General features: G+C 66.0%; 23 protein-coding genes and 2 tRNA genes. 20 read left to right on the top strand and 5 right to left on the bottom strand.

The window, feature by feature from the left end:
* Positions 1 to 50: 50 nt before the first annotated feature.
* On the bottom strand, positions 51 to 998 hold the full coding sequence (locus tag ACFXN1_RS05655) for a haloalkane dehalogenase (RefSeq protein ID WP_379444029.1): 948 nt from the start codon (positions 996 to 998) through the stop codon (positions 51 to 53).
* Between the two features lie 67 nt (positions 999 to 1,065).
* On the opposite strand from ACFXN1_RS05655, the gene ACFXN1_RS05650 reads away from it, so the two are divergent.
* The 11 genes from ACFXN1_RS05650 to ACFXN1_RS05600 all read left to right on the top strand — a co-directional run bounded on the left by ACFXN1_RS05650 (position 1,066) and on the right by ACFXN1_RS05600 (position 11,823).
* The gene (locus tag ACFXN1_RS05650; protein WP_379444028.1) at positions 1,066 to 1,623 is read left to right on the top strand and encodes a TetR/AcrR family transcriptional regulator; all 558 of its coding nucleotides are present in this window, start codon (positions 1,066 to 1,068) and stop codon (positions 1,621 to 1,623) included.
* Positions 1,624 to 1,651: 28 nt separating this feature from the next.
* Entirely contained in the window at positions 1,652 to 2,008 is a 357-nt protein-coding gene (locus ACFXN1_RS05645) for a DUF1330 domain-containing protein (protein ID WP_379444026.1), read from the top strand.
* A 71-nt stretch (positions 2,009 to 2,079) separates the two neighbouring features.
* Positions 2,080 to 2,721, top strand: a complete 642-nt coding sequence (locus ACFXN1_RS05640; protein ID WP_379444025.1) for a hypothetical protein — start codon at positions 2,080 to 2,082, stop codon at positions 2,719 to 2,721.
* 100 nt (positions 2,722 to 2,821) lie between these two features.
* Entirely contained in the window at positions 2,822 to 3,586 is a 765-nt protein-coding gene (locus ACFXN1_RS05635) for a class I SAM-dependent DNA methyltransferase (protein ID WP_379444024.1), read from the top strand.
* 1,216 nt (positions 3,587 to 4,802) lie between these two features.
* A complete protein-coding gene (locus ACFXN1_RS05630; protein WP_379444023.1) occupies positions 4,803 to 5,990 on the top strand; it encodes a DegT/DnrJ/EryC1/StrS family aminotransferase in 1,188 nt (395 codons plus the stop codon).
* On the top strand, positions 5,987 to 7,141 hold the full coding sequence (locus tag ACFXN1_RS05625) for an MFS transporter (RefSeq protein ID WP_379463499.1): 1,155 nt from the start codon (positions 5,987 to 5,989) through the stop codon (positions 7,139 to 7,141). Before ACFXN1_RS05630 ends, ACFXN1_RS05625 begins: the two co-directional genes overlap by 4 nt.
* Positions 7,142 to 7,156: 15 nt before the next feature.
* Positions 7,157 to 8,098, top strand: a complete 942-nt coding sequence (locus tag ACFXN1_RS05620) for a sulfotransferase (RefSeq protein ID WP_379444021.1) — start codon at positions 7,157 to 7,159, stop codon at positions 8,096 to 8,098.
* A 6-nt stretch (positions 8,099 to 8,104) separates the two neighbouring features.
* A complete protein-coding gene (locus ACFXN1_RS05615; RefSeq protein WP_379444020.1) occupies positions 8,105 to 8,929 on the top strand; it encodes an SDR family NAD(P)-dependent oxidoreductase in 825 nt (274 codons plus the stop codon).
* Positions 8,923 to 9,798, top strand: a complete 876-nt coding sequence (locus ACFXN1_RS05610; RefSeq protein WP_379444019.1) for a family 3 encapsulin nanocompartment shell protein — start codon at positions 8,923 to 8,925, stop codon at positions 9,796 to 9,798. The genes ACFXN1_RS05615 and ACFXN1_RS05610 overlap by 7 nt, the downstream gene beginning before the upstream one ends.
* Positions 9,799 to 9,807: 9 nt before the next feature.
* Positions 9,808 to 11,097, top strand: a complete 1,290-nt coding sequence (locus ACFXN1_RS05605) for an NAD(P)/FAD-dependent oxidoreductase (RefSeq protein WP_379444018.1) — start codon at positions 9,808 to 9,810, stop codon at positions 11,095 to 11,097.
* Positions 11,098 to 11,109: 12 nt separating this feature from the next.
* Positions 11,110 to 11,823 carry an aspartate/glutamate racemase family protein gene (locus tag ACFXN1_RS05600; protein WP_379444017.1) on the top strand — a complete coding sequence of 238 codons (714 nt, stop codon included), beginning with the start codon at positions 11,110 to 11,112 and terminating at the stop codon, positions 11,821 to 11,823.
* A gap of 426 nt (positions 11,824 to 12,249) precedes the next feature.
* Here the strand turns inward: ACFXN1_RS05600 and ACFXN1_RS05595 are convergent, their stop codons facing one another.
* Positions 12,250 to 13,452: a PucR family transcriptional regulator gene (locus ACFXN1_RS05595; protein WP_379444015.1), complete on the bottom strand. Its 1,203-nt coding sequence runs from the start codon at positions 13,450 to 13,452 to the stop codon at positions 12,250 to 12,252.
* Positions 13,453 to 13,590: 138 nt separating this feature from the next.
* On the opposite strand from ACFXN1_RS05595, the gene ACFXN1_RS05590 reads away from it, so the two are divergent.
* The 6 genes from ACFXN1_RS05590 (at position 13,591) to ACFXN1_RS05565 (ending at position 17,463) form a co-directional block, all read left to right on the top strand.
* Positions 13,591 to 14,673 carry an alpha/beta fold hydrolase gene (locus ACFXN1_RS05590; protein ID WP_379444014.1) on the top strand — a complete coding sequence of 361 codons (1,083 nt, stop codon included), beginning with the start codon at positions 13,591 to 13,593 and terminating at the stop codon, positions 14,671 to 14,673.
* Positions 14,674 to 14,705: 32 nt separating this feature from the next.
* Entirely contained in the window at positions 14,706 to 15,077 is a 372-nt protein-coding gene (locus ACFXN1_RS05585) for a hypothetical protein (RefSeq protein ID WP_379444012.1), read from the top strand.
* Positions 15,078 to 15,222: 145 nt separating this feature from the next.
* Entirely contained in the window at positions 15,223 to 15,984 is a 762-nt protein-coding gene (locus tag ACFXN1_RS05580; RefSeq protein ID WP_379444010.1) for an SDR family NAD(P)-dependent oxidoreductase, read from the top strand.
* Positions 15,985 to 16,029: 45 nt separating this feature from the next.
* Entirely contained in the window at positions 16,030 to 16,914 is an 885-nt protein-coding gene (locus ACFXN1_RS05575) for an AraC family transcriptional regulator N-terminal domain-containing protein (RefSeq protein ID WP_379444008.1), read from the top strand.
* On the top strand, positions 16,911 to 17,324 hold the full coding sequence (locus ACFXN1_RS05570) for a PPOX class F420-dependent oxidoreductase (protein ID WP_379444007.1): 414 nt from the start codon (positions 16,911 to 16,913) through the stop codon (positions 17,322 to 17,324). The genes ACFXN1_RS05575 and ACFXN1_RS05570 overlap by 4 nt, the downstream gene beginning before the upstream one ends.
* Positions 17,317 to 17,463 carry a hypothetical protein gene (locus tag ACFXN1_RS05565; protein WP_379444005.1) on the top strand — a complete coding sequence of 49 codons (147 nt, stop codon included), beginning with the start codon at positions 17,317 to 17,319 and terminating at the stop codon, positions 17,461 to 17,463. The genes ACFXN1_RS05570 and ACFXN1_RS05565 overlap by 8 nt, the downstream gene beginning before the upstream one ends.
* A gap of 78 nt (positions 17,464 to 17,541) precedes the next feature.
* Here the strand turns inward: ACFXN1_RS05565 and ACFXN1_RS05560 are convergent.
* Both ACFXN1_RS05560 and ACFXN1_RS05555 read right to left on the bottom strand, forming a co-directional pair.
* Positions 17,542 to 17,626: transfer RNA gene (locus ACFXN1_RS05560), tRNA-Leu, on the bottom strand.
* A 93-nt stretch (positions 17,627 to 17,719) separates the two neighbouring features.
* Positions 17,720 to 18,028 (bottom strand): hypothetical protein, encoded by a 309-nt coding sequence (locus ACFXN1_RS05555; RefSeq protein WP_379446596.1) that lies wholly within the window; start codon positions 18,026 to 18,028, stop codon positions 17,720 to 17,722.
* A 174-nt stretch (positions 18,029 to 18,202) separates the two neighbouring features.
* Here ACFXN1_RS05555 and ACFXN1_RS05550 point away from each other — a divergent pair, with 174 nt between their 5' ends.
* On the top strand, positions 18,203 to 20,473 hold the full coding sequence (locus ACFXN1_RS05550) for an ATP-binding cassette domain-containing protein (protein ID WP_379446597.1): 2,271 nt from the start codon (positions 18,203 to 18,205) through the stop codon (positions 20,471 to 20,473).
* 9 nt (positions 20,474 to 20,482) lie between these two features.
* Here the strand turns inward: ACFXN1_RS05550 and ACFXN1_RS05545 are convergent, their stop codons facing one another.
* Positions 20,483 to 21,316: a tetratricopeptide repeat protein gene (locus ACFXN1_RS05545; protein WP_379446598.1), complete on the bottom strand. Its 834-nt coding sequence runs from the start codon at positions 21,314 to 21,316 to the stop codon at positions 20,483 to 20,485.
* Positions 21,317 to 21,590: 274 nt separating this feature from the next.
* On the opposite strand from ACFXN1_RS05545, the gene mihF reads away from it, so the two are divergent.
* Both mihF and ACFXN1_RS05535 read left to right on the top strand, forming a co-directional pair.
* A complete protein-coding gene (mihF, locus tag ACFXN1_RS05540) occupies positions 21,591 to 21,905 on the top strand; it encodes an integration host factor, actinobacterial type (protein ID WP_354832585.1) in 315 nt (104 codons plus the stop codon).
* 139 nt (positions 21,906 to 22,044) lie between these two features.
* A tRNA-Leu gene (locus ACFXN1_RS05535) sits at positions 22,045 to 22,129 on the top strand.
* The last annotated feature ends 394 nt before the right edge of the window (positions 22,130 to 22,523 follow it).

The raw sequence follows: 22,523 nt of genomic DNA, 5'->3' as shown, positions 1-22,523 counted from the left end.
GGCGGTGGCACCGGCCATGGCGCCGGTGCCGAAAAATCCTCGCCTGCTGATCATTTCGTGGATCCTCCGGTGGTGTCGGGAGCCGGGGTGGCGGCGATGAACTCGGCCACCACCGTCGCGAGCTGCGGGCCGCGGTCCTCCTGCAGGAAGTGACCGGCGCCGGTGATCGTGATGTGCGGCTGACCGGCCGCGCCCGGCACCCGCTCCTGGAAGGCGCGATAGCCGCCAGCGGTGATCGGATCACCGTCGGAGAAGGCGGTGAGCACTGGTTTCCCGAAGTGCGCCAACTGTTCCCACGCGCGCCGGTTGGCGGGGCCGGCCGGGTCGTCGGGGCTGGTGGGGACCAGCATCGGGAAGGCGCGCGCGCCCGCCTTGTAGGTCTCGTCGGGGAACGGGGCGTCGTATCCGGCCACCACCGCGGGGGACAGCTCGGTGCGGCAGCCGCCCGCGATGATGCCGCCGACGGGGAATTGCGGTGTCTCCTGGGAGAACCGCTGCCAGGCGGCGAAGGCGTCGGTCAGTTTCGCCTCGCCCGTGGGCAGGCCGGTATTGGCGACCACCACCCGGGCGAAGCGGTCGGGGTGCTCGGCGACCAGCCGCAGGCCGATCAGCCCGCCCCAGTCCTGGCAGACCAGGGTGATGCCCGAGAGGTCCAGGTGATCGAACAGCGCCTCGCGCACCCATTCGACGTGGCGGGCGTAGGTGTAGTCGGCGCGGTCGGCGGGCTTGTCACTGCGACCGAAACCGATCAGATCCGGTGCGACACAGCGTTTCCCGGCTGCCACCAGCACCGGGATCATGTGGCGGTACAGGAAGCTCCAGGACGGTTCGCCGTGCAGTAGCAGCACGATCTCGCCGTCGCGCGGGCCCTCGTCGAGGTAGTGCAACCGCAGCCGGGTAGCGCTGCCGTCGCCCGCCTCGACCTCGAGGTAGCAGGGTTCGAAGGGAAAGTCGGGCAGGGCGGCGAACCGCTCGTCCGGTGTCCGCAATGCGTGCATGAGGGCGACGATAATGTTGTTGCACGCGACGTGCAACTACCATTCCGCGTGTGTAGGGTTGCCAATGATGGACGGACGGACCGCACGTGGAGCCAAGAACCGTCAGGCGGTGCTCGACGCCGCGCTGGCGCTGATGGAGGAGGGCAATCTGCAGCCCACCGCGCAGGCAGTGGCCGAACGCGCGGGAGTCGCGACCCGCTCGGTGTATCACCACTTCCGCGACCTGGAGACGCTGTATCTCGATGCCGCGCAGACACAGATCGCCCGGCACTGGGTACTGCTCATGGAACCCGTCAGCGGCGACCTGGACGAGCGCGTCGATCGCCTGGTCGCACTGCGGGCCGAACTGTTCGAGCGTGTCGCGGGCACCCGCCGCGCCGCCCTGCTGCGTGAACACGAATCCGTCGTCCTGTCCGAACGGCTGGACGAGAGCCGCGCCGCGCTGCGCGCCCACCTGCGCACCCACCTGCCCGAACTCGCTGATCTCGACCCCCCGGCCCGCGAGGCCGCCTACGCCCTCTGCGCCTGGGAAACCTGGGACGTCCTACGCCGCCATCAGTCCCTGTCCGTCGCCGCCGCCCGCGCCGCGGTGACCACAGTCCTCACCCGCCTGCTCACCGGCTGAGCGGGCCGTCGAAAGAAGAGCCACCCCCATGTCGATCACGCCCGACCCCGACCAGTTCACCCGCTTCGCCGCCGCCACCGACGAGGGCCCCGTCGTCATGCTGAACCTGATCACCTTCCAGGACCGCACCGAATACGCGGCCTACGGCGCCGCCGTCCTCGCCCTGGTCGCACAGCAGGGCGGCCGCCTCCTGTGGCACGGCGAACCGCAGCAGACCCTGATCGGCGACGCCGACTGGGACTACGTCGCCCTCGTCGAATACCCCAGCCGCCGAGCATTTCTCGACATGGTGACCGCCCCCGAATACCAGCGCATCCACCAGCACCGCGAGTCGGGCATCGCCCGCACCGAGCTCATCGCCTGCCACCCCCTCGCCACCCACTGACCGCACCGGGCAAGATCCGTGGAATATTCTCGACCCAGTCCCTCGGCGGCCCCCGGAGGAAGGACATTCCCATGGAATCCGACGACTACACCCGCACCCGCCGCAGTCTCCACGGTGTGGCCGAACTGCTGATGGCCGGCCCGCAGTACCGCGCCCACGGCACGATCAAGCTGCGCCCGGCCCCGGGCGGATTCAGCACGATCCATCCTCCACTGGTCGCGGTGGACGGCGACCTGCTGCTGGTCGACGGTTCGGTGGCCGGAAAGCTCAGCGGCGCAACCTTTGCCGAATTGGCCGCCCACGCCGGCATCGACGCCGGCGCCCCCGCCGACCTGTATTCCGACAGCTCCGGCTGCACCCTCACCGACACCATCCACGTCGACCTCGACCTCGACCACGCCCAGACCATCGCCCGAGCCTTCGACTGGGGTGACCGAGCCCTCCGCCGCCTCAACCCCACCGAAACCCCGGTCCTCTGGCCCGAACACTTCGACCTCGGCATCACCATCACCGCAGACCGCATCAACTTCGGCGTCTCACCCGGCGACCCCCACATCCCCGAGCCCTACGCCTACGTCGGCCCCTGGTACCCCCACACGGGCCCCTTCTGGAACGAATCCTTCGGCGCAGCACACACCCTCACCGCCCTGGGCACCGCCGACGCCCTCTTCACCTTCTTCACCGAGGGCTACCACCACGCCACCGAATCCTGACCACCCGCGAGCAAGGCCGGCTCGATGCGCTCTGCACGACCGGTTCCGCGACGATCAGAACCGGCTTGCTCGGCGTGCCGTTGCCGGGCAGGCTTTTCCGGTGACGAACAGCTCTGATGATCTGCGTCTGTGGGATGCGGTCGCCGATAGTTATGCAGCGACGGTGTCGGGTCCCGCCGATAGCTTCTATCGGCGGATGCACGAGTTCTTGTGGTCTCATCTGGGATCGATCTCTGATCTCGATGTCTTGGACCTGGGGTGTGGGCATGGCTGGCTGGCGGGCCAGATGCGGCAGGCCGGAGCCCGCGTCACCGGTGTCGACGGCAGCGAGGCGCTGCTGGCGGTCGCACGGACGCGATACCCCGAGATCGACTTCCAGCGGCACGATCTCACGCTCGGATTACCCGGCCCGGGCCGATTCGACAGGGTTGTCGCGCACATGGTCCTGATGGATATTCCGATACTGGGCCAGTTGCTCACCGATGTCGCGGCAGCATTGCGGGACGGCGGCGTGTTCCTCTTCTCGATACTGCATCCAGCATTCTTCAGCCAGAACATCGTCGACGAAGGACCTGGCGGCGAGCGCTATCGGAAGGTCACCGTCACCTGCTACCTGGAGCACGAGACACGGTGGATCGAGTCCTTCGGCGGGCATCGTCATTACCACCGCCCGCTGTCCTGGTATGCCGAACAACTGACCGCGCACGGGCTGGTGATCACCGGCATTCATGTGCCGCCGTCCTTGCCGCACAACGACATTCCAGTATCCGAGTGGACCGATTACCAGAAATGGTTCAGCACCATCCCCACCATGCTGGCAATGTCATGCATCCCGTCCAATCAGGCGATGCCGTCCCAGGGTTGACCCCCTGGACGCCCTGCAGCTGAGATCGACATCTGGTTGACATTTTGCAAGGCGCTGAACACCTGGCGCTGACTGGATTCGGCGACGAAGTAGGTCAGGCGCAGCGGACCCTGGGGATCGCCGTCCCACCGCAGGCTCTCGATGAGTCCTCAGTTTCGCATTCGATTGGTGACCGGATCCAGGGCTGTCCCGATGCCCGGATACTGCGGGACGCCGGTGAAGGCCGCCGGAGTGATGACCCCCTGCGCCAGAGCCGCATCAACCCGCAACCCGATCAGATACCCGCACGGTTGCGGCCGCGGGTGCTTATCGGGAGCGGCGCGGCCGCATACTTCCAGTCGAGGCTGTAGTCGTACATTTCCGTCATTGTCCGCGCCACAGTGATCGAACACTGAACCCCGTTGTTCAACACTATGATCTACGACCGCATAGCCGGAACAGGTTGGTTCGCAACGCAATCGGGTGGTGACGACAGAGAACCCGTCGTCACCACCCGGTTACGCACTGTGTCCGGAGGGGGACGCGACCACTGCGCCCACGCCTTCCACCAGCGAAAACTGCCGATCGTCGAGGGATAGGCGTCCGTCACGGGAACCACTCGGGGCTCGCAACCAGCGCAGTCCGGACCGGATGCTTGGCTTGACGGGGCTCGAGCACGCCCATCACGCATTGGTGGGCGTCGACTGGTGCGGCATTCCAGCGGCGGACGGGGTGTGCCTGGCCGGTTCGAGCAGTGTGGTCAGCGGTGAGAACGGATGCTTCATTGGCCATGAGGTCACTTCGGGCGAGTACGACCGGTATGTCGATCGGTGTGGTGGAGAAGAACCGCAGGCGCGTGCGGTGGTTCCCGTCGACGTCCCCGCACCCAGGGTCGAGCTCCTAATATCCGTTGGGGCACAACAGTTTGCACAGTTGATCGGTTCCGGACGCATGACCAGGATTTAACGGCATTCTGGTCATGGACAGTGAAAATCGGCGTAGCGTGCCTTGAACATTCACCAGGTTCCCCGTCATGAGCACCTCGGTCGACAAGCTGTCAGAACCGCCGGCGCCGTGTCGGTGGATAGCCAGAAACACGATGGCGGACAACGTGATTGATGATTCGACATCTGCCCCGACAACACCCGTCACGGAGCCGGCCCGTGGTCCGCGACTGGCCCTGTCCGGCGGGGATCCGGTACGACACACCCCTTGGCCTACATATGACCGGGGCGCGGTGTGCGTCCATCCCGAGGACGAGGAAGCGACGCTGCGCGCCCTCCGCAGTCACCTCTATTTCCGGTACGACCACCGCCCGCATCACGAGACCGAGTGCGCGCAATTCGAGGCAGAGCTGTGCCGCTACTTCGGGTCCGGGCACGCGCTGGCCACCTCCAGCGGCACCACCGCCCTGGCACTTGCGATCATGGCTTCCGGGATCGAACCGGGGAGCCTGATCGCCTGTCCCGGTTTCACTTTCGCCGCCACGCCCAGCTCCATCCTGCTCGCCGGATGCACGCCATTCCTCGTCGACGTCGACGAGAACCTCCACCTGGACGTGGCCGATTTGCGCAGGCGGTGGACACCGCGAATCAAGGCGCTCGTGATGGTCCATATGCGCGGTTTCGCCGGAGACATGGGCGCGCTGCTGCGGTTCGCCGAGGAGCAGGGTGTGCCGGTGTTCGAAGACGCGGTCCCGGCGCTCGGCGCGCAACTGGATGGGCGCAAACTCGGCACCTTCGGTCTGGCCGGCGCGTTCAGCACTCAGTCGGACAAGTCGCTCAACAGCGGCGAGGGCGGCTTCCTGATCACCGATGACAGCACCCTGTTCGCCCGTGCTGCAGTGCTTTCCGGCGCCTATGAGGGGCGGTTGCGGCGGCATTTTCCCGACGGCGAGCCGCCGATCGCCACCGATCTCGATCTGCCGCTGTTCAGCTTCCGGATGGACGAGATCCGCGCCGCCCTGCTGCGGTCCGAACTGGGACGGCTACCGGTCAGACTGGCAGCCTTCCGCGACAACTACGACTATGTCGCCTCGGCGCTGGCCGACCTCGACAGCATCCGAATCCGGCGACCGGTGGCACCCGGCGCCTACCTCGGCGAGGCATTCATCTTCCGGGTGGCCGACGGCCGTGCGCAGTGGTTCGCGCGGGCGTTGTGCCGCGAGGGCATCGAGGCGCGCAATCTCGGCTCGGACTCCGACCACAATATCCGCGCCTTCTGGAACTGGCGATTCATGTTCCGCGGCATGGAAACCGCTGCAGTCAAGGCGTCCCTGCCGAATGCGACCCGGTATCTGCAAGAGGCGGTGGACATTCCGCTGTCCTCGACCCTGTCGCGGGCCGACTGCGACGATCTGGTCGCCGCGGTGCGGAAGGTCGCAGCCGTCCTCACCGCGGATTCCTCGCGGGCCGGGCAACGATGACGGCATCCTCGGAGACCGGAACGTTCCCGCGGCTCGCGCTCGCCGGGGTGTTCGGCGGATTGTTCTGCGGCTACCTGGGCCTGTCCGCGGCCATCCCGGTGCTGCCGGACCACGTCCGCGACCGGTTCGATGCGGGCGATCTCATGGTCGGGCTCGTGGTCACGGCCACCGCGCTGACCGCGCTGCTCACCCGGCCCGTGTTCGGCGGGCTGGCCGACCGGCACGGTTACCGGTCGCTCATGCGGTTCGGCGCTCTCGCCCTGGCGGTCGGCGGTCTGCTGTATTTCGTGCCGCTCGGCTTGGTCGGTCTGATCGCGGTGCGCCTGCTGGTCGGGGTGGGCGAGGCCGCGCTCTTCACTGCGGGCGCCGCCTGGACCGTCTTGCTCGTACCGCACGATCGGCGCGGCCAATTGATCGGGCTCTACGGCGTCGCCATGTGGGGTGGCATCTCACTGGGGACGGCGCTCGGCGCGGCATTGCGGCATTTCGGGATCGGTGCGGTCTGGACACTGTGCGCCGCAGCACCTTTGGCCGGACTCGTCCTGATCAGCCTTGTCGCGCCGGAGCCGCAGGTGGCGCGGTCCGGCGGGGGTCGTGGACTGATGCTGCGACCCGCGGCGCTGCCCGGCCTGGCTCTGGCCCTCGCGGCCGCGGGCTATGTCGGGCTGGCCGCGTTCATCATCCGCGACCTGCAAGTGCGCGGGATCGGTTCCGGCGCAGTCATATTGAGCATATTCAGCGGGGTCTACGCGGGTACGCGGCTGGTCATCGGGAAGCTGCCGGACCAGCTCGGCCCTCGTCGAGTCGGAACCTGGTCCGGTATCGGCGAGGCGGCGGGGCTGCTGATCATCGCGTGGTCGCCGAACCTGCCTGTGGCGGTGCTCGGCGTCGTCGTCATGGGGGTCGGGTTCTCGCTGCTGCACCCCTCGCTGGCGCTGATGGTCATGAACAGCACCGAAGGCTCGAAACAGGGTGCGGCACTGGGCGCCTACACCTCGTTCTGGGATCTGGGCCTGTTCGTGTGGGGCCCGGCGACCGGCGCCATCGCGAGCGGATTGGGCTACCCCGCCGTGTACCTCGTCGGCGCGGGCTGCGCATTCACCGCCGCGGTCATGGCCAACACGATTCGGCAATCGGTCGCCACCGGCTGAGAAAGGAGTCGGCAGATGACAAGCGCAGCACCGGTCAAGGTCCTGTCCATCACGGGATGGTGCCGCAACGGCAGCACCATCCTCGGCAATATCCTCAATGAGATTCCCGGCGTATTCCACGTCGGCGAACTGCACTTCCTCTGGAAGAACGCGGCGGGCCGCGGCGTGAACGAGCAGTGCGGCTGCGGCCACAAGCTCGTCGACTGCCCGTTCTGGTCCACGATCCTGCCGGTCGGCCGACCCGACGGTACCACCCTCGAAGCCCACGCCGACACGGTCATCAGGCGCCAGCTCGGCAATGTCCGGACCAGGCATACCTGGCAGGTACTGCACCGCGGTCTGCACAATGGGGAGATTCGCGCGCACGCCGACCTGATGACCCAGATCTACCGGGCCGTCGCGGAGCGCAGCGATTCGCGGGTGATCGTCGACACCTCGAAGATGCCGGGGGAGGCGGCGATGCTCGCGCGCCTCGGCGGCCTCACCCCGTACTACGTCCATCTGGTGCGCGATCCGCGAGCTGTGGCCCAATCATGGAGCAGGCCCAAGGAATACGTGTACGCGATGTCGCCCGGGAAGAGCACCGGCTACTGGAGTGGCTTCAATCTCGCGTCGCACGCGATCACCCGACGCTATCCGCAGCGGTCGCTGTTCCTGCGCTACGAGGACTTCATCGCCGAGCCGGCAGCGACGGTCGACACGTTGCTGCGATTGTGCGAGATCGACCCGGCGTCCAACCCGATGACCGATCGAACGGTAGAGCTGCACTCCAATCACACGGTCACCGGAAACCCGGACCGTTTCAACACGGGTGTCACCGTGATCCGACCGACCGACGACTTCTGGCGCAGCGCGCTGCCGGATTCGGCGAGGCGAACGGCGTCGGTGCTGTCCTGGCCGCTGTCGCTTCGGTACGGATATCTCAACGGCGGTGCGAAGTCCAGCGGAAGAGGTTGAGCGACAGTGGATCTGGGATTGACCGACAAGGTCGCACTGGTCGCGGGCGGATCCAGCGGCATCGGGCTGTCGATCGCCCGCGAGCTGGCCGCCGAGGGCGCGCATGTCGCCATCGGCGCGCGCGACCCGGGACGACTCGCCGCGGCCGAGCGGGCCATCAAGGCGGTGGCGCGCGGCCGCATCCACGCCGCGCGTGTGGACATCACCGACGCTGCGGCGACCCGCCGCTGGGTCGACGAGGTCGCCGGGGAGTTCGGCGGACTCCATATCGTCGTCGTCAGCGGCGGCACTCCGCCGACCGGGAGCGCGTCGACCTTCGAGTCGGCCGCCTACCGGGAGGCGGTCGACACGGTGCTGATGCCGGCGGTCGAGCTGGCGCTGGCAGCCTTGCCCCAGCTGCGGAATGCGCACTGGGGCAGGGTGCTTTTCGTTGCCTCGGAAACGGCGCTGGTCCCCATGGGCGGACTGGCCCTGTCCGGAGTGACCAGGGCGGCGATCGTTCGGTTCGCCCAGGCCCTCGCCGCGGACGTCGGCCGCGACGGTGTGACCGTCAATGTGCTCGCGCCGAGCGCGACCCGCACGCCGCTGCTGGAACGAGTCCTGACGCAGGGATCCACCGACGGCCGGATCGAGGACCAGCTGCACGCCGTCGGCCTTGGAACCGCCGTGGGACGAGTCGCGCGTCCCGACGAAATCGCCGCCCTGGCAGCGTTTTTGGCCAGTGAACGCGCTGGCTACATCACCGGCACCGTCCAGCTGATCGACGGCGGCTCGAGCGTGCTCGGCGCGTCCTCATCGCACTACACCGTTTCCCAGGAGGGGACATGCTGAAGGCAGACACCATCAAACAGACACTGGCGCAGGTCGTCGCCGACCGCAAGCAGGAACTGTCGCCGGGCCGGATGTTCGTCGAAGCCTGCGTAGAACACGGGCTGGACGCGGCGGTCGAGTACGACGTGACCATCACCGATTCGCTGACCAGCTCGCGGCGCAAACCGCGCAATCCCGCCCGCAATATGCTCAAGACCATCGACCTGTCTCGCGATCCGCGCCAGTTCTACTGGCACGAAAGCGCGCCCGCGGCAGGGGACACACCGATCGCGGGCGCCGAGGTCCGACGTGAACTGGCCAGCCGATTCGGCAAATCGCCGATTCCGGAACTGCTCACCACCACGGCCTGGGTGCAGGTCCCGCCGGATCTGTGGAAGGACCCCGAAACCTTCGAGACCTTCATCAACTACCGCTTGATCGTCCGCCTCTGCACCGCCGAGAATCACACGATCATCAGCGGCGCAGGCGGGCTGCTGAACCTGCCCGGGATCGAAAGGATGATGTCGCCGGGACCCTTCGCATCGGCAATCCTGCGTGCCTGCAACGAGATCGAGCAGATGGGTGGCACGGCGGATGGCATGATCATCAACCCCGTCGACTACTACCGCGCGCTGGGCACCGGACGGCTGATGGACGATCTGGAACAGAACGGCGTCTTCATCGTCCGTACCCGCCTGGTCGAGCCCGGGACCGCCATCGTCGGCGATTTCGGTCACGGTGCACAGCTTTTCGACGCCGGCCGTTCGGTGATCCGCTTCGCCGAGCCACCCGAAGGAACGTTCACCGAGCCCGGTATCGCGCTGCAGGCGGAGATCTACGAGCGAGTCGTGGTCAATCTGCCGACGAACTTCTTCGTCGTCACCGTCTAGGTCGAAGTCGTGACGCGCGATCAGGAAACCCCCGTGCTCGAGCACCCGGATGTGGTGGTCGTCGGCGGCGGTGTCGTCGGACTGTTCTGCGCCCACCAGCTACGGCTGCGCGGGGCGACGGTGACGGTGCTCGAGCGCGGTGCGCTCGGCGGGCCGCAGTCGTGTTCCTACGGAAACACCGGATTCGTCGGCACTCATGGTGCAGCACCCCTGGCCGAACCCGGCATGCGCACACTCGCCGTTCCCGGTGCAACCGACCCGGACTCACCCTGGTACATCGAACCGCGGGCGGACGCCGAATTGACCCGCTGGCTGGAGCATTTCCGGCGTGCCTGCTCGGCCGATGCGGCTACGGCCGGATTCCGGGCGCTGATCGCAATGAAGAAGCGCAGCCTGAGGATTCTGCTCGACCTATGCGCTACCGAAAGCATTGCCGCGACTTTCGAGTCAACGGGCATCGTTTTGGCTTTCAAGACCGCGGCGGGTTTCGACGATGCGAGACGCGCTGTCGCGCGCACCGTCGCCGCCGGTGTGCCGCTGCGCGTCCTCGGCCCGGGTGAACTCGACGAGCTCGAGCCGAAGACCGTGTTCGATATCCACGGCGCGCTGTACAACCCCGAGGGCGCGTATCTGCACGTCCCCGAGTTCATCGTCGAATTCGGCCGAGTCCTGAGAGATTCGGGCGTGGAGATATGTGAGCACACCGAGGTCACCGCATTCGAGGTGCGAGAGCGAAATGTCGTGCGCCTCAGCACCACTCGCGGAGACCTGCACCCCGGCAATGTGGTCATCGCCGCAGGCGTGTGGTCGGCCGAGTGTGCCCGCCTAGCGGGCATCGACCTGCTACTCCAACCGATCAAGGGCCACAGTGTGACCGTAGCCATGCCACCGAGCGCACCCGGCCGGCCGGTATTACTGAGCGAGGGCAAGGTGGCGATGGTCGCGCTCGGCGACCGGCTGCGGATCGGCGGGCAGCTCGAACTGACCGGGATGAGCACCGAGGTCTCCGGACGCCGAGTGCGGGCGATGCTGCGTACCGTGCGCGAATTCCTTCCCGCACTGGAGGAAACACCGGCCCTGCAGACCTGGAGTGGATTACGGCCGTGCACTCCCGACAGCCTGCCCCTGATCGGTCCCGCGGGCGATCTCCGCAACCTTCTCATCGCGGCCGGGCACGGCCATATCGGCATGGGACTCGCGCCCGCCGGCGGCGAACTCATCAGCCAGATGCTCGGGGGCGATCCACCGCTCACCGACCCGATTCCCTTGCGGCCGACACGTTTCGGCGCATTCACCTGAAACGGCGATGAGATGGCAGACCGAGCGGACATCAGGATCGGTGTCCTGTGTCTCGACACCACTTTCACCAAGATCCTCGGCCACATCCGCAATCCGGCGACCTTCGACTTCCCGGTCGTCTATCAGGTGGTCCACGGCGCGACCCCGCGTCGAGTGGTGACCGAAGCGGATCCGACGCTGCTCGAACCGTTCATCGGCGCGGCCCGGAAGCTCGAATCCGAAGGCGTGGCTGCGATCACCGCCGCGTGCGGTTTCCTGGTCGTCTTCCAGCAGCGGCTGGCCGATGCCGTCCAAATCCCGCTCTACAGCTCGAGCCTCGTTCAATTGCCGATGGTCCACCGCATGGTGGCCGCCGATCGCAAGGTCGGCCTGCTGGTCGCCGACGAACAGGCCCTCACCCGCCGCCATTTGGTTGCGATCGGAGGCGAGTCCGTGCCGATCTGTGTAGCGGGAATGGCCGAGCGCCCGGAATTCCGCGAGGTCATCCTCGAAGGTCGCCGCAGCGACCTCGACGTCGACCGGCTCGGCCGCGAGGTACTCGACGAAGTGGAGCGAATGGCCGCGCACAACCCCGATATGGGTGCGCTGATCATCGAATGCACCGACCTCGTGCCGTACCGGCACGCGATACAGAAGCATCTCGGCGTGCCGGTCTTCGACATCGTCACCCTCACCGAAATGGTGCACCGCAGCCTATCCCACCAGCCCTTTCACAGCCGACGGTAGGACATGTCGATTGCGGCTGCCGAATTCGAGCAAATGAATTTTGCTGCATCGCGAAGGATTTCATGCCCGTTGTGTCCGGAGGGGTATCAGCCACTACGTGCATGCGTTCTACCGGAGACGATCTCTGTTTCTCGGAACTTCGTGAACTCAATGTTGACGAAGCGGGCGCCCTGCCGGGATCGGGTCTACGGCATCCCACAGGTGTTCATGTCGGGTATGCCCCGAAGGGCAATGAGAGCCGTTGCTCTGCAACGGCTCTCATCGTGACCGGTGTCCGGAGGGCGACACGACCACTACGCACACGCCTTCCACCAGCGAAAACAGACCGAAGGATGGCGCGATGGTCTTCTTGCTGAGTTCGTCGGTGTCATCTGACGAGGAATAGAGCCCGAGGGCTGCGCGGTCTGGAGAGTTAGGTAGGTGGCATCACGATCCCGCGCGGCGCGTGTTCGTCGAGACCGGCAGTGCCCGCAATGCGGCGCCGAGTTCGAGGACGGTTTGTGGATTGTTCAGCGAGCGGCTCGTCAATTCCTCGATTCGGCGCAGTCGGTAGCGCACCGAGTTCGGGTGGAGGAACAGTTGTCGGCCGGTCTCGGTTGCGGAACCTTTTGCCGCGTACCAGGTGCGCAGGGTTTCCAGCAGTCGCTCCCGCTCTTCGTACGGCAGCGCCAGCAGTGGTCCCAGCGAAACCCGCACCATCCGTTCGGCTTCGACCGGGGCGGCCGCGATCAGCATGGCGAGGGGGTCGTCGTCGAACAGGGCCACACCATGCGTGCGACCCCGTAGCCCGGCCAGTGCGAGCCGCGCGAAATGCAGAGCCTGCGGGGTTTCGGGGAGCGCATCGTAGGGCGGGCTGACTCCGATCCGCCTGCGGTGCTTCCGTAAAGCTTTGAGTGCGACTGGTTCTCGGGCGGCGGGCAAGGCGAGGACGCCGATCTGTTGGTCTGGTAGCAGTCGCCAGGCTGAGGTGATCTGCTGGGCACGCAGTACGGCCTCGATGCCGGGCAGCGCCTCGCGGCCGGTGGCGGGCACATCCGCCGCGACGACGACATACCGTCCGGTGGGCGGTAAGCCGAGAATCCGGGTGGCCTCGCCGAGCGTGGCCGGATCGGCGATCATCCCGGTGAACAGAGCCTCCACGAGCACCGAACGCTCGTGTTCGCGTTGCATGATCAGTTCCGCTGTCATGTCCCGGTAGGCGGCCGCGACCGCGACCGCGTACTCGCCGGACAGTGCCCATACGTCCGCGGCGAGTGGGACGAGCATGGCGTCGGTGACCTCGGGGTGGTGTCGGGACTCGGTGACGAGTTCGGACCACAGGAATTCGAATCCGATGCGGAAGGCGTGCAAGGTTTCCGCCAACGGCACCCCCTGTTGTGCGCGTAGCCGTCCCGTTTCCTTCGGTGGTTCCGGATCCGCCGGTGCGTCGGTGGTGAAGTGCCGCAGCATGAGTGTCAGATTGCGGGTACACGACGTTCGAATGCTGTCGAAGGGAACCTGCGCCTCGTTGCGGTAGGTGTCGAGTTCGATCAGGAAGCGCTGGGCCAGCCGGAGTCCGAGGTCATCGATTCGTTCGAGCAGGATGTCCGCTACTTCGACGACCTCTTCGGGCGGGATGGATCGGGACATTTCCGCAGATTATCGGCATCGCGACTGTTCCTGAAAACAATCGGAGGGGCAGTGATGTTGTTCGCGCAGCCATGGGACCGCCGTCACATCGGTGCAACGATTTCGGTGTCGTGGTTCAGCGCCAACGGAAAGTCGACGATGTCCTCCCCGATCGTGAATCTGCTCCAGTCCGCTCTGCGCTTCCCGCACCGGGTCGCGGTGCGATTGGGCGACACGGTCCTGACCTTTGCGCAACTCGAGGAACACACCGCCCGCGTCGTCGCACTGCTGCGCGCCGAGGGCGTAACCCCGGGTAGCCGGGTGGCGGTGATGCTGCCGAACGTCCCGGAGTTCGTCGTCCTCTCATTCGAACGTCCGTACAGGAGTATCTCCATGTCCACATTCACCAGCAGTGACGGCACCATCATCCACGTTCGGGAGTGGCTGCCTACCGATCGTGAGCCGATCGGCATCGTGCAGATCGCGCACGGGATGGGCGAATTCGCCGGCCGGTACGCTCACCTCGCCGAGCGGCTCGCCGGCCTCGGATACGCCGTCTACGCGAATGATCACCGTGGCCACGGCCACAGCATCGCCGGTACGCCCGGCGACCTCGGTGCAAATGGATGGAACCTGCTGGTGGAAGACCTCGCGACACTAACAAAGTTGTTGCGCGACAAACACTCCGGAATCCCTGTCGTGCTGTTCGGCCACAGCCTCGGATCCTTCGCCGTCCAGCAGTACATCCTCGATCATTCAGGATTGATCGACGACGTCGTCCTGTGCGGGACCACTGCCGTCGACCAGCTGTTCGCCAGAATCGCCGAGTCCGACGGTGATCTGTTGGGGTTGTTCAACGCTCGGTTCCAGCCGACTCGAACGACCGCCGACTGGATCAGCCGTGACGAGGCTCAGGTCGACGCGTACATGACGCATCCATGGTGCGGGTTCGAGATCGACCCCGACAACATGGCATTGCTGGCATCGGTCGCCGCCGAACGGTTGTCGAAGCCGACGACCGTACCCGCTGACCTTCCCATCTACGTGATGGTGGGTGATCAGGACCCGCTCAACGACGATCTGCGTCTGAGCAACCAGCTGATCGCACGCTACCGCGACGCCGGCCTGACCGACATCACCTACCGGGTCTACGGGGGCGCTCGCCACGAGATCCTCAATGAGATCAACCGTGACGAGGTCGAAGACGACCTGATCGCCTGGATTGCTCGCGTGAGCGAATAGCTCGCGCCCTCAGGTGTTTCGAGGAGTCCGGTGTGGCGGTGCGGCAGTGGCGGATTGGGCTGGCTGAATTCTTCACGACGCTGAGTTCGCAGGTCGCCGACCACCTCGAGGGGGACGGTGTACTCGCGATCCAAGCCGATCAGTACGCCCACGCCATCACCAGCAGTGCGGGTGCTGCGATCGAAGCGTTTGCGGCCCAGCCGCAGACACAGTCGATCGCCGATGCCGGACGCACTGCCATGACCGATGGCATCCATGTGGGCAGTTACCTCGCCGCGGGCTTCGTCCTACTGGGCTTGTTCGCCACGGCCCTGATTCCGAAGTCGGCGGCCAGCGAAGACGAGCTGAGCAGGGCGGCCCCACCGGCGCACGTCTCTGACCGCAGCGATCCCCGGACCGCCTAGCAACCGGCGGACGAGGAACGTGCGAGGATTGTGCAAGACCGGGCGAATATCGATCTAACGTTTCCGCAGGTCATGTTGTTTGAATGGTTCGTCTCTGTTCGTGCGACTCCGCAGCGATGTGGATATCCAGCGAAAGGCTTGAACCATGACTCTTCGTCTCGAAGGAACCGTCGCTCTGATCACCGGGGCTTCCAGTGGCATCGGCCGCGCCACCGCATCGGAGCTTGCCCGTGAGGGTGCAGCGGTGGCCTTGGTCGGTCGGCGGAAGGATCGGCTCGCCGATCTCGCCGCGGAAATCGGCGACGCCGGCGGGCGCGCCCTGGTGGTGCCCGCCGATATCACCGACGCCGACGCCGCAGCCGCAGCGGTGGAACGCACCGTCGAGGTTCTGGGCCGTCTGGACACCCTGGTCAACAACGCCGGTCTGATGCTGCTCGGGCCTGCTCCCGGTGCGGACCTGAACGACTGGCGGCGCATGATCGACATCAATTTGATGGGCCTGATGTACAGCGCTCACGCTGCCATCCCGCATCTGGTCGCGGCCGCCGCCCAAGGACCGCGTCAGGTTGCCGACATCGTCAATATCGGGTCGCTGGCCGGCCGTGGCGCCTTCGCCATGTCCGCGGTGTACTGCGCTACGAAGTTCGGCGTCGGTGCCTTCAGCGAGGCGCTGCGACAGGAACTCGCGCGCCAGCATGTCCGAGTATCCGTTGTCGAGCCCGGCAGTGTCGATACCGAACTGCGGGAACATAATTCGGCAGCCGTCAAGCAGCAGCTCGCTGCCGCCTTCGGTGACATCGAACGGTTGCAAGCTCACGACATCGCCGATTCGGTGAGCTACATCGTCACCCGCCCGCGGCACGTGGCCATCGCGGAACTACTCGTCCGCCCCACCGAGCAGATCTGACGACCACACCGGATCATGAGCACATCGGCGAACCAGGCTGTGAGCGTGCGGCTCGAAGAGCTGCGCGTGCTACTGGCCCGTCACGCCCGAGACGACGCGACCACCGCCATCGCGGATCTGTTGATCGGCCGGGAGGTGTCGGACACGACGCCACCGCCGTCCATGGCCGGTACGCGCATGACGCTGATCGCCCAGGGCTCAAAACGTCTCGCGTACGGCGACCAGGTGTACAACTACCGCGCTGGGCAATGCCTCGTGGCATCCGTCGCCGTGCCCCTCAAGTGCGACTTCACCGATGCCACCCCGGAACGGCCCGTACTGGGCCTGTGCTTGCGCTTGCAACCCGCGGAGGTCGCCGAGATGATGGTGCAAGCCCCTCGCGGCACCGTTCCCGAGGACACGGATATCGCTTCGCCCGCAGTCGTCTTCGCCGACGCTTCCGTCGAACTCCTCGACGCCACCGTGCGGCTGGTGCGCCTACTCGACCAGCCACGTGACCGGGACGTGCTGGCTCCCCTCGTCAAACGGGAGATCCTGTGGCGCTTGATAACCGGCCATCACGGCCCGACGGTCCGGCGGATCGGTCTCACCGATCCCAGGTTCTCCCCGATCGCCGAAGCAGTGGAGTGGATTCGCCAGAACTACCGCGAGCCGTTTCGGGTCGACGAGCTGGCGGAGCGCATCGGAATGAGTCCGTCGGCCTTCTACCGGAACTTCCAGGCCATCACCCGAACCACACCCATCCAGTACCAGAAGCAGATCAGACTCCAAGAGGCTCGCCTAATGCTGGCAGCAAATCCCAAAGACATTGCCCGCATCGGATTTTTCGTGGGCTACGACAGCGCCTCTCAGTTCAGCCGGGAATACCGCCGCCTGTTCGGCGCGCCACCCAGCCAAGACGCGCTGCGGTTCGAAAGGAGCGAGACATGACATGGAGCGAGATCGGCGCGGGCAAGTACGCGCTGTTGACCACGTACAAGAAGGATGGAAGCCCGGTCGCGTCGCCGGTCTGGCTGGCGGCACAGGATGACCGAATCGTGGTGGCCGCCAATGCCGATAGCTGGAAGATCAAGCGCATTCGGCGCAACCCGAGCGTGACTCTGCAACTCTGTGATGCCAGGGGCGTCAGGACAAGAGGAGACGTCGTCGACGGCCACGCCGAAATCCTGGACCCCGCCGCGACAATTCACGTGCGTGCGCTGATCCGCGAAAAATATGGTCTGCTGGGCACACTCGTCGCTTGGACAGGCAAATTCCGTCGTGGCCCGGACAACACCGTCGGCATTGCCATCACCACCTTCGCACCGCCGGTCCAGTACGACAGCCCATCTGATGGCTGATCTCCACCGCTTCGATCCCGAAATCGGCGGCGCGAAGACCATGTCGAAGGTGGTCGATCGCAGTGCAGTCGACAACCCGGATCTGCTGGATTGGTTTGCGGCAGTAGGCGTAACGCTGGCTATCAGGGTCGGGGCCTGAGCCCTGTACTCCTCGGTACGGCTTCGGAAACGAATGGCGTGAATTCGTTTGCGCTACAAAGGAATTCACGCTTCGTTGTGTCCGGAGGGGGACTTGAACCCCCACGCCCTAATACGGGCACTAGCACCTCAAGCTAGCGCGTCTGCCATTCCGCCACCCGGACCGGTGATGCTGCACAAGATTAGCGGAGAGATTGGCGGAAACGGAAATCGGGGCTGGGCCAGGCGAAATGGGGTGCGCGGGGGAGGTTTGGGGACTAGTGGAGGATGCCTGCCAGGTTGGCGTTCTTGATGGGGGTGTCCTTGTTGGCCTGAACTTGGCAGAGGCCCTGGACGGCAGCCATGGACAGGTCGACCTGGGTGCCGGCGGGCTCGTGGTCGCTGCCCGTCTGCTGCTTGATGAACTTGGTGATGGTGACGCGCTGAGTGTCGGCGTTCTGGGCGAGGTAGTCGCTGCACTTGGTGTCGCCGCCCTGGTTGAGGGCCTTCTCGACATCCGAGCAACCCGAGAGCAGGGCGACGGCTAGTGCGGCGGCGGCCACGGCCGTCCATCGGGCGGTGTTCATCATGCGTTCCTCGTGGGTCGTGCGCGGCGGTGTCGGCCGCGCGATCGACCGCCACTGTAGATGGGTGCGACTGTTCGGCAATCGGGGCTGGACCCGGAGATCCGATCCGAATCGCTGTGATTTACATCACATTTGCCCGCACATCGAGGGGGGTCGGCCTGGCATGGTGGGGACATGTCCCTGGCCTCCACCGAAACAATTCGGATCCTCGGCGCCCGCGAGCACAATCTGCGCAACGTCTCGATCGACATTCCCAAGAACAAGATCACCGTCTTCACCGGGGTCTCCGGATCCGGCAAGTCCTCCATTGTTTTCGACACCATCGCCATCGAATCCCAGCGGCAGCTCTACGCCACCTTCCCGGCCTTCGTCCTGAATTTCCTGCCGCGCTACGAACGCCCGCACGCCGAGGCCATCGAGAACCTCACCGCGCCGGTCATCATCGACCAGAAGGCGGTCGGTGGCGGGCCACGCTCCACGGTCGGCACCATGACCGACATCTACGCCCTGATCCGAGCCCTGTTCGCGCGCTTCGGTTCTCCGTCCACGGGATTGGTCTACGACTACTCCTTCAACACCCCGCAGGGCATGTGCACCGAGTGCGACGGACTCGGCGTGGCCATCACCGCCGACCCGGGCAAACTTGTGGACCGCACCAAATCGCTCAACGAGGGCGCACTACTGGTACCCGGCTACACCGTCGGCAGCGGCGATTGGCAGCTGTATGCCAACTCCGGCCGATTCGACCCGGACAAGAAACTCGCCGACTACGACGACGCGGAATGGCGCGACCTGCTACACGGCACCGGCGGCAAAGTGGAATTGTCTTTCGCGAAAGGCACCTGGAAAGCCAATTACGAAGGCCTGGTCGACAAATTCACTCGCACCCGGCTCAAGCGCGACACCTCGGGGCTGTCGGAGAAGACCCGCGAACAGATCCAGCGCTTCCTCACGGAGGGCGTCTGCCCGGCCTGCCACGGGGCGCGACTGAATCCGAAGGCCTTGGCCACCGCCATCAATGGACGCAATATCGCCGACTGGGCGCGGCTGCAGATCACCGATCTGATCGAGGTACTCGGCGAAATCGACGACCCGGCCGCCGTCCCGCTGGCCGCGGCCACCCGGGTCGCGCTCGAACGTGTCGCCGCGATCGGGCTGGGCTACCTGAGCCTGGACCGCACCACCTCGACCCTGTCCGGCGGTGAGGGCCAGCGCCTGAAGATGATCAAGCACCTGGGCAGCACGCTGGTCGGGATGACCTACATCTTCGACGAACCCAGCGTCGGCCTGCACCCGCGCGATGTCGGGCGGCTCAACCACATGCTGGAGGCGCTGCGGGACAAGGGCAACACCGTACTGGTCGTCGAGCACGATCCGGATGTCATCCAGATCGCCGACCACATCGTGGACGTCGGTCCGCGCGCGGGCGTCCACGGCGGCGAGGTCGTCTTCACCGGCAGTTTCGCCGAGTTGCGGCAGGCCGAGACCCCCACCGGCGCGGGATTGCGCCGCACCTTCCGGGTCAAGGAGAACTTCCGGCCCGCGACGGGCACGCTGACGGTGGCGAATGCCAACGCGCACAACCTGAAAGATGTCACCGTCGCCATTCCGACCGGCATCCTGACCGCCGTCACCGGTGTCGCCGGCTCGGGCAAGAGCAGCCTCATCCGCGACGAATTCCTGGTCCGCTACCCGGAATCGGTCTTCGTGGACCAGTCCGCCATCGCCGCGTCCTCCCGGTCCACGCCCGCCACCTACCTCGGGCTCATGGATCCGATCCGCAAGCTGTTCGCCAAGGCGACCGGCGAACCGGCCGGTCTGTTCAGCTTCAACTCCGACGGCGCCTGCACCGAATGCGGCGGCCGCGGCGTCATCATCACCGAGATCGCCTACATGGACCCGGTCACCACCCACTGTGAATCCTGTGACGGGCGGCGGTTTTCCGATCGGGTCCTCGCACTCACCCTGCGCGGCAAGTCGATTGCCGATGTCCTCGAGCTCTCCGCCGAGGCGGCCGTGGAGTTCTTCCCCGAGAAGACGCTGAATGCCAAGTTGCGCACCATGAACGAGGTAGGCCTGGACTACCTGAGCCTGGGCCAGGCCATGAGCACCCTCTCCGGCGGCGAACGCCAGCGCATCAAACTCGCGACGCAGCTGCAGAACACCGGTACGGTCTACGTCCTCGACGAACCCACCACCGGCCTGCACATGTCCGATGTCGACACCCTGCTCACGCTCATGGACAACCTGGTCGAGCGTGGGAACTCGGTCGTGGTCATCGAGCACAACCTGGACGTGGTCGCACACGCGGACTGGGTCATCGACCTCGGGCCCGACGGCGGCAAGAACGGTGGCGAGGTCGTGTTCACCGGTACTCCCGCCGAACTGCTCACCGACCCGGCCTCGCTGACGGGGGAGTACCTGCGCCGCTACAAGTCCGCCTGACGAAGAGCGTCACGGGTACTGATCGTCCGCGGTACTTGCCGCCCGCCACGCCCTGGCTTCACTGGGATTGCCGCGGCGATTGAGGAGTTCGGCGAGACCGGCCGTGGCCCGGGGGTCACCCTGGGTCGCGGCGGCGCGCCACCAATGCTCGGCCTCGGTGAAATCGCCCCGGCGATAGCGGAAGACGCCGAGGTCGTAGGCGGCGCCCGGATGACCGAATTCGGCTGCCTGCGTCCATAGTTGGCAGGCCTGCTCCTCGTCGCCGCGGCGCTGCATGGCCACGCCCAGCTCGTAGAGCGCGTGCTGGTAGCGGCTGGCATCGGTGGGCGGGGCCGGGGGCGGCGGGATGGGGCCGATGGTGAGTTCCACGACCAGTTCGCCGAAGTCGGGCGGGCCGACGCCGGTGCTGCAGTGCAGGACCGTCATGGCGGGTTCGCGGGCGATGAGCATGCCGTAGTTACCCGTCCAGGAGACGGTGGCCTCGGTGTCGTCCACCCAGACAGGGGTGAGGGTGATGGTGGCATCGGTCTCGGCAGGGCACACCTGTAGCTCGATGCCGCCCGACATGGCATCACTCCAGACGTCAACCCCCCTGAGCCGGCGGCCTTCCAGCAACACATGTCCGCGCTCCACGGCGAGCCCGATGCCCAGGCTGCGCACCCCGTGGCGCGGGGCGGCGCTGCGCAGGGTCAGCCGGACCATGGTGGGGGAGCCGCCGAGACCCTCCGAGTGCAGGGGGAAGACCTGCGCTCCGTTCCAGGTCACCGGGTCTGCGCTGTCGTATCGGTCCGCCAGTGTTGGTTCGGTCGTGCCCGGCTCGGCGTACGAATACGACCCCTTCATCTGCCCCGCCTTCCGCCGGTGCCCGGTGATATTCGGGGCTACCGTAGTACCGATGCCACCTTCTGCGTCCCGGATTTGCCAGCTCCGCGATCCAGCAAACTCCTGGTCGCATGACCGGCATCTTTCCGGGCGTCCGACCGGTGCCCGGTGTACCGATTTCGCCGATCGATCGACGTGGCGGCCACGTCCACGCGGTGTGTCGTTCTTGCGGACGGCCTGGTGTCATGTTGAATCGTCGGCGACGTACCAGCGAACGAGTGAAAGGTAAGGACATATGGCTCTGCCCACCATGACCCCCGAACAACGCTCCGAGGCGCTGGCGAAGGCCGCGGCGGTTCGTAAGGCCCGCTCGGAACTCATCGCGCAGGTCAAGAAGGGGTCGGTCAGCCTCGCCGAGGTGCTCAAGCGCGCGGACAAGGAGGACCTGGTCAAGAAGACGAAGGTGGCGGCGGTCATCAAGGCGCTCCCGGGCATCGGCCCGGTCAAGGCGGCCAAGCTGATGGACGAGGCCGAGATCCCCGCGGACCGCCGGATCGGCGGCCTGGGTTCCCGGCAGCGGGCCGCGCTGCTGGAGGCGCTGAAGGCTTGAGATCGGGGGGTGGCCTGCCGGGTCGCGAACCGGCCCGGCGGCAACCACTCCCACCGCCTCCGAATCCTCGGTGAACATGCAGGACATCGACCGATTTGGTCCAGGCGGTCCAATCCGATAACCTTGCTGAGCATCACCGGTCCGGGTGGCGGAATGGCAGACGCGCTAGCTTGAGGTGCTAGTGCCCGTATTAGGGCGTGGGGGTTCAAGTCCCCCTCCGGACACAGTCAGTAGGCCCACGGGCGGTTTTGGAGCAGTTTCCACCAAAACCGCCCTTTTTCATGGTCACAGCCCGCCGAGGAAATCGACCGTCTGCCGAATCTTCTCCCGGCTCATCCTGTGGTCTGCAACGGATTTCGCCTCGATCGTGGCGATTTGCGCGGGTACCGAGGTCCAGCCTCCGCACCGCGATCGAACCCCGAACTGAAACACCTCTCACAAAGTGCGAATTCCGTACTGCGCCTGCCGAGTTCGGTGATCACCGTATCGAACTCGGGTCATCCGGGCGAGCGTGGCGGCGGCCGACATGAAGCACGTGTTGACAGCGCGACGGCGAGCCTCATAAACTCGATATCGATTCGAGTTCTACAAAAATCAGGGCCGGGTTCCGGCCCTGAT

The organism is Nocardia sp. NPDC059154, assembly GCF_042755705.1.
Lineage (GTDB): Bacteria > Actinomycetota > Actinomycetes > Mycobacteriales > Mycobacteriaceae > Nocardia.
The sequence above is the reverse complement of the archived record's forward strand: the minus strand, read 5'-3'. Positions and strand labels throughout refer to the sequence as shown.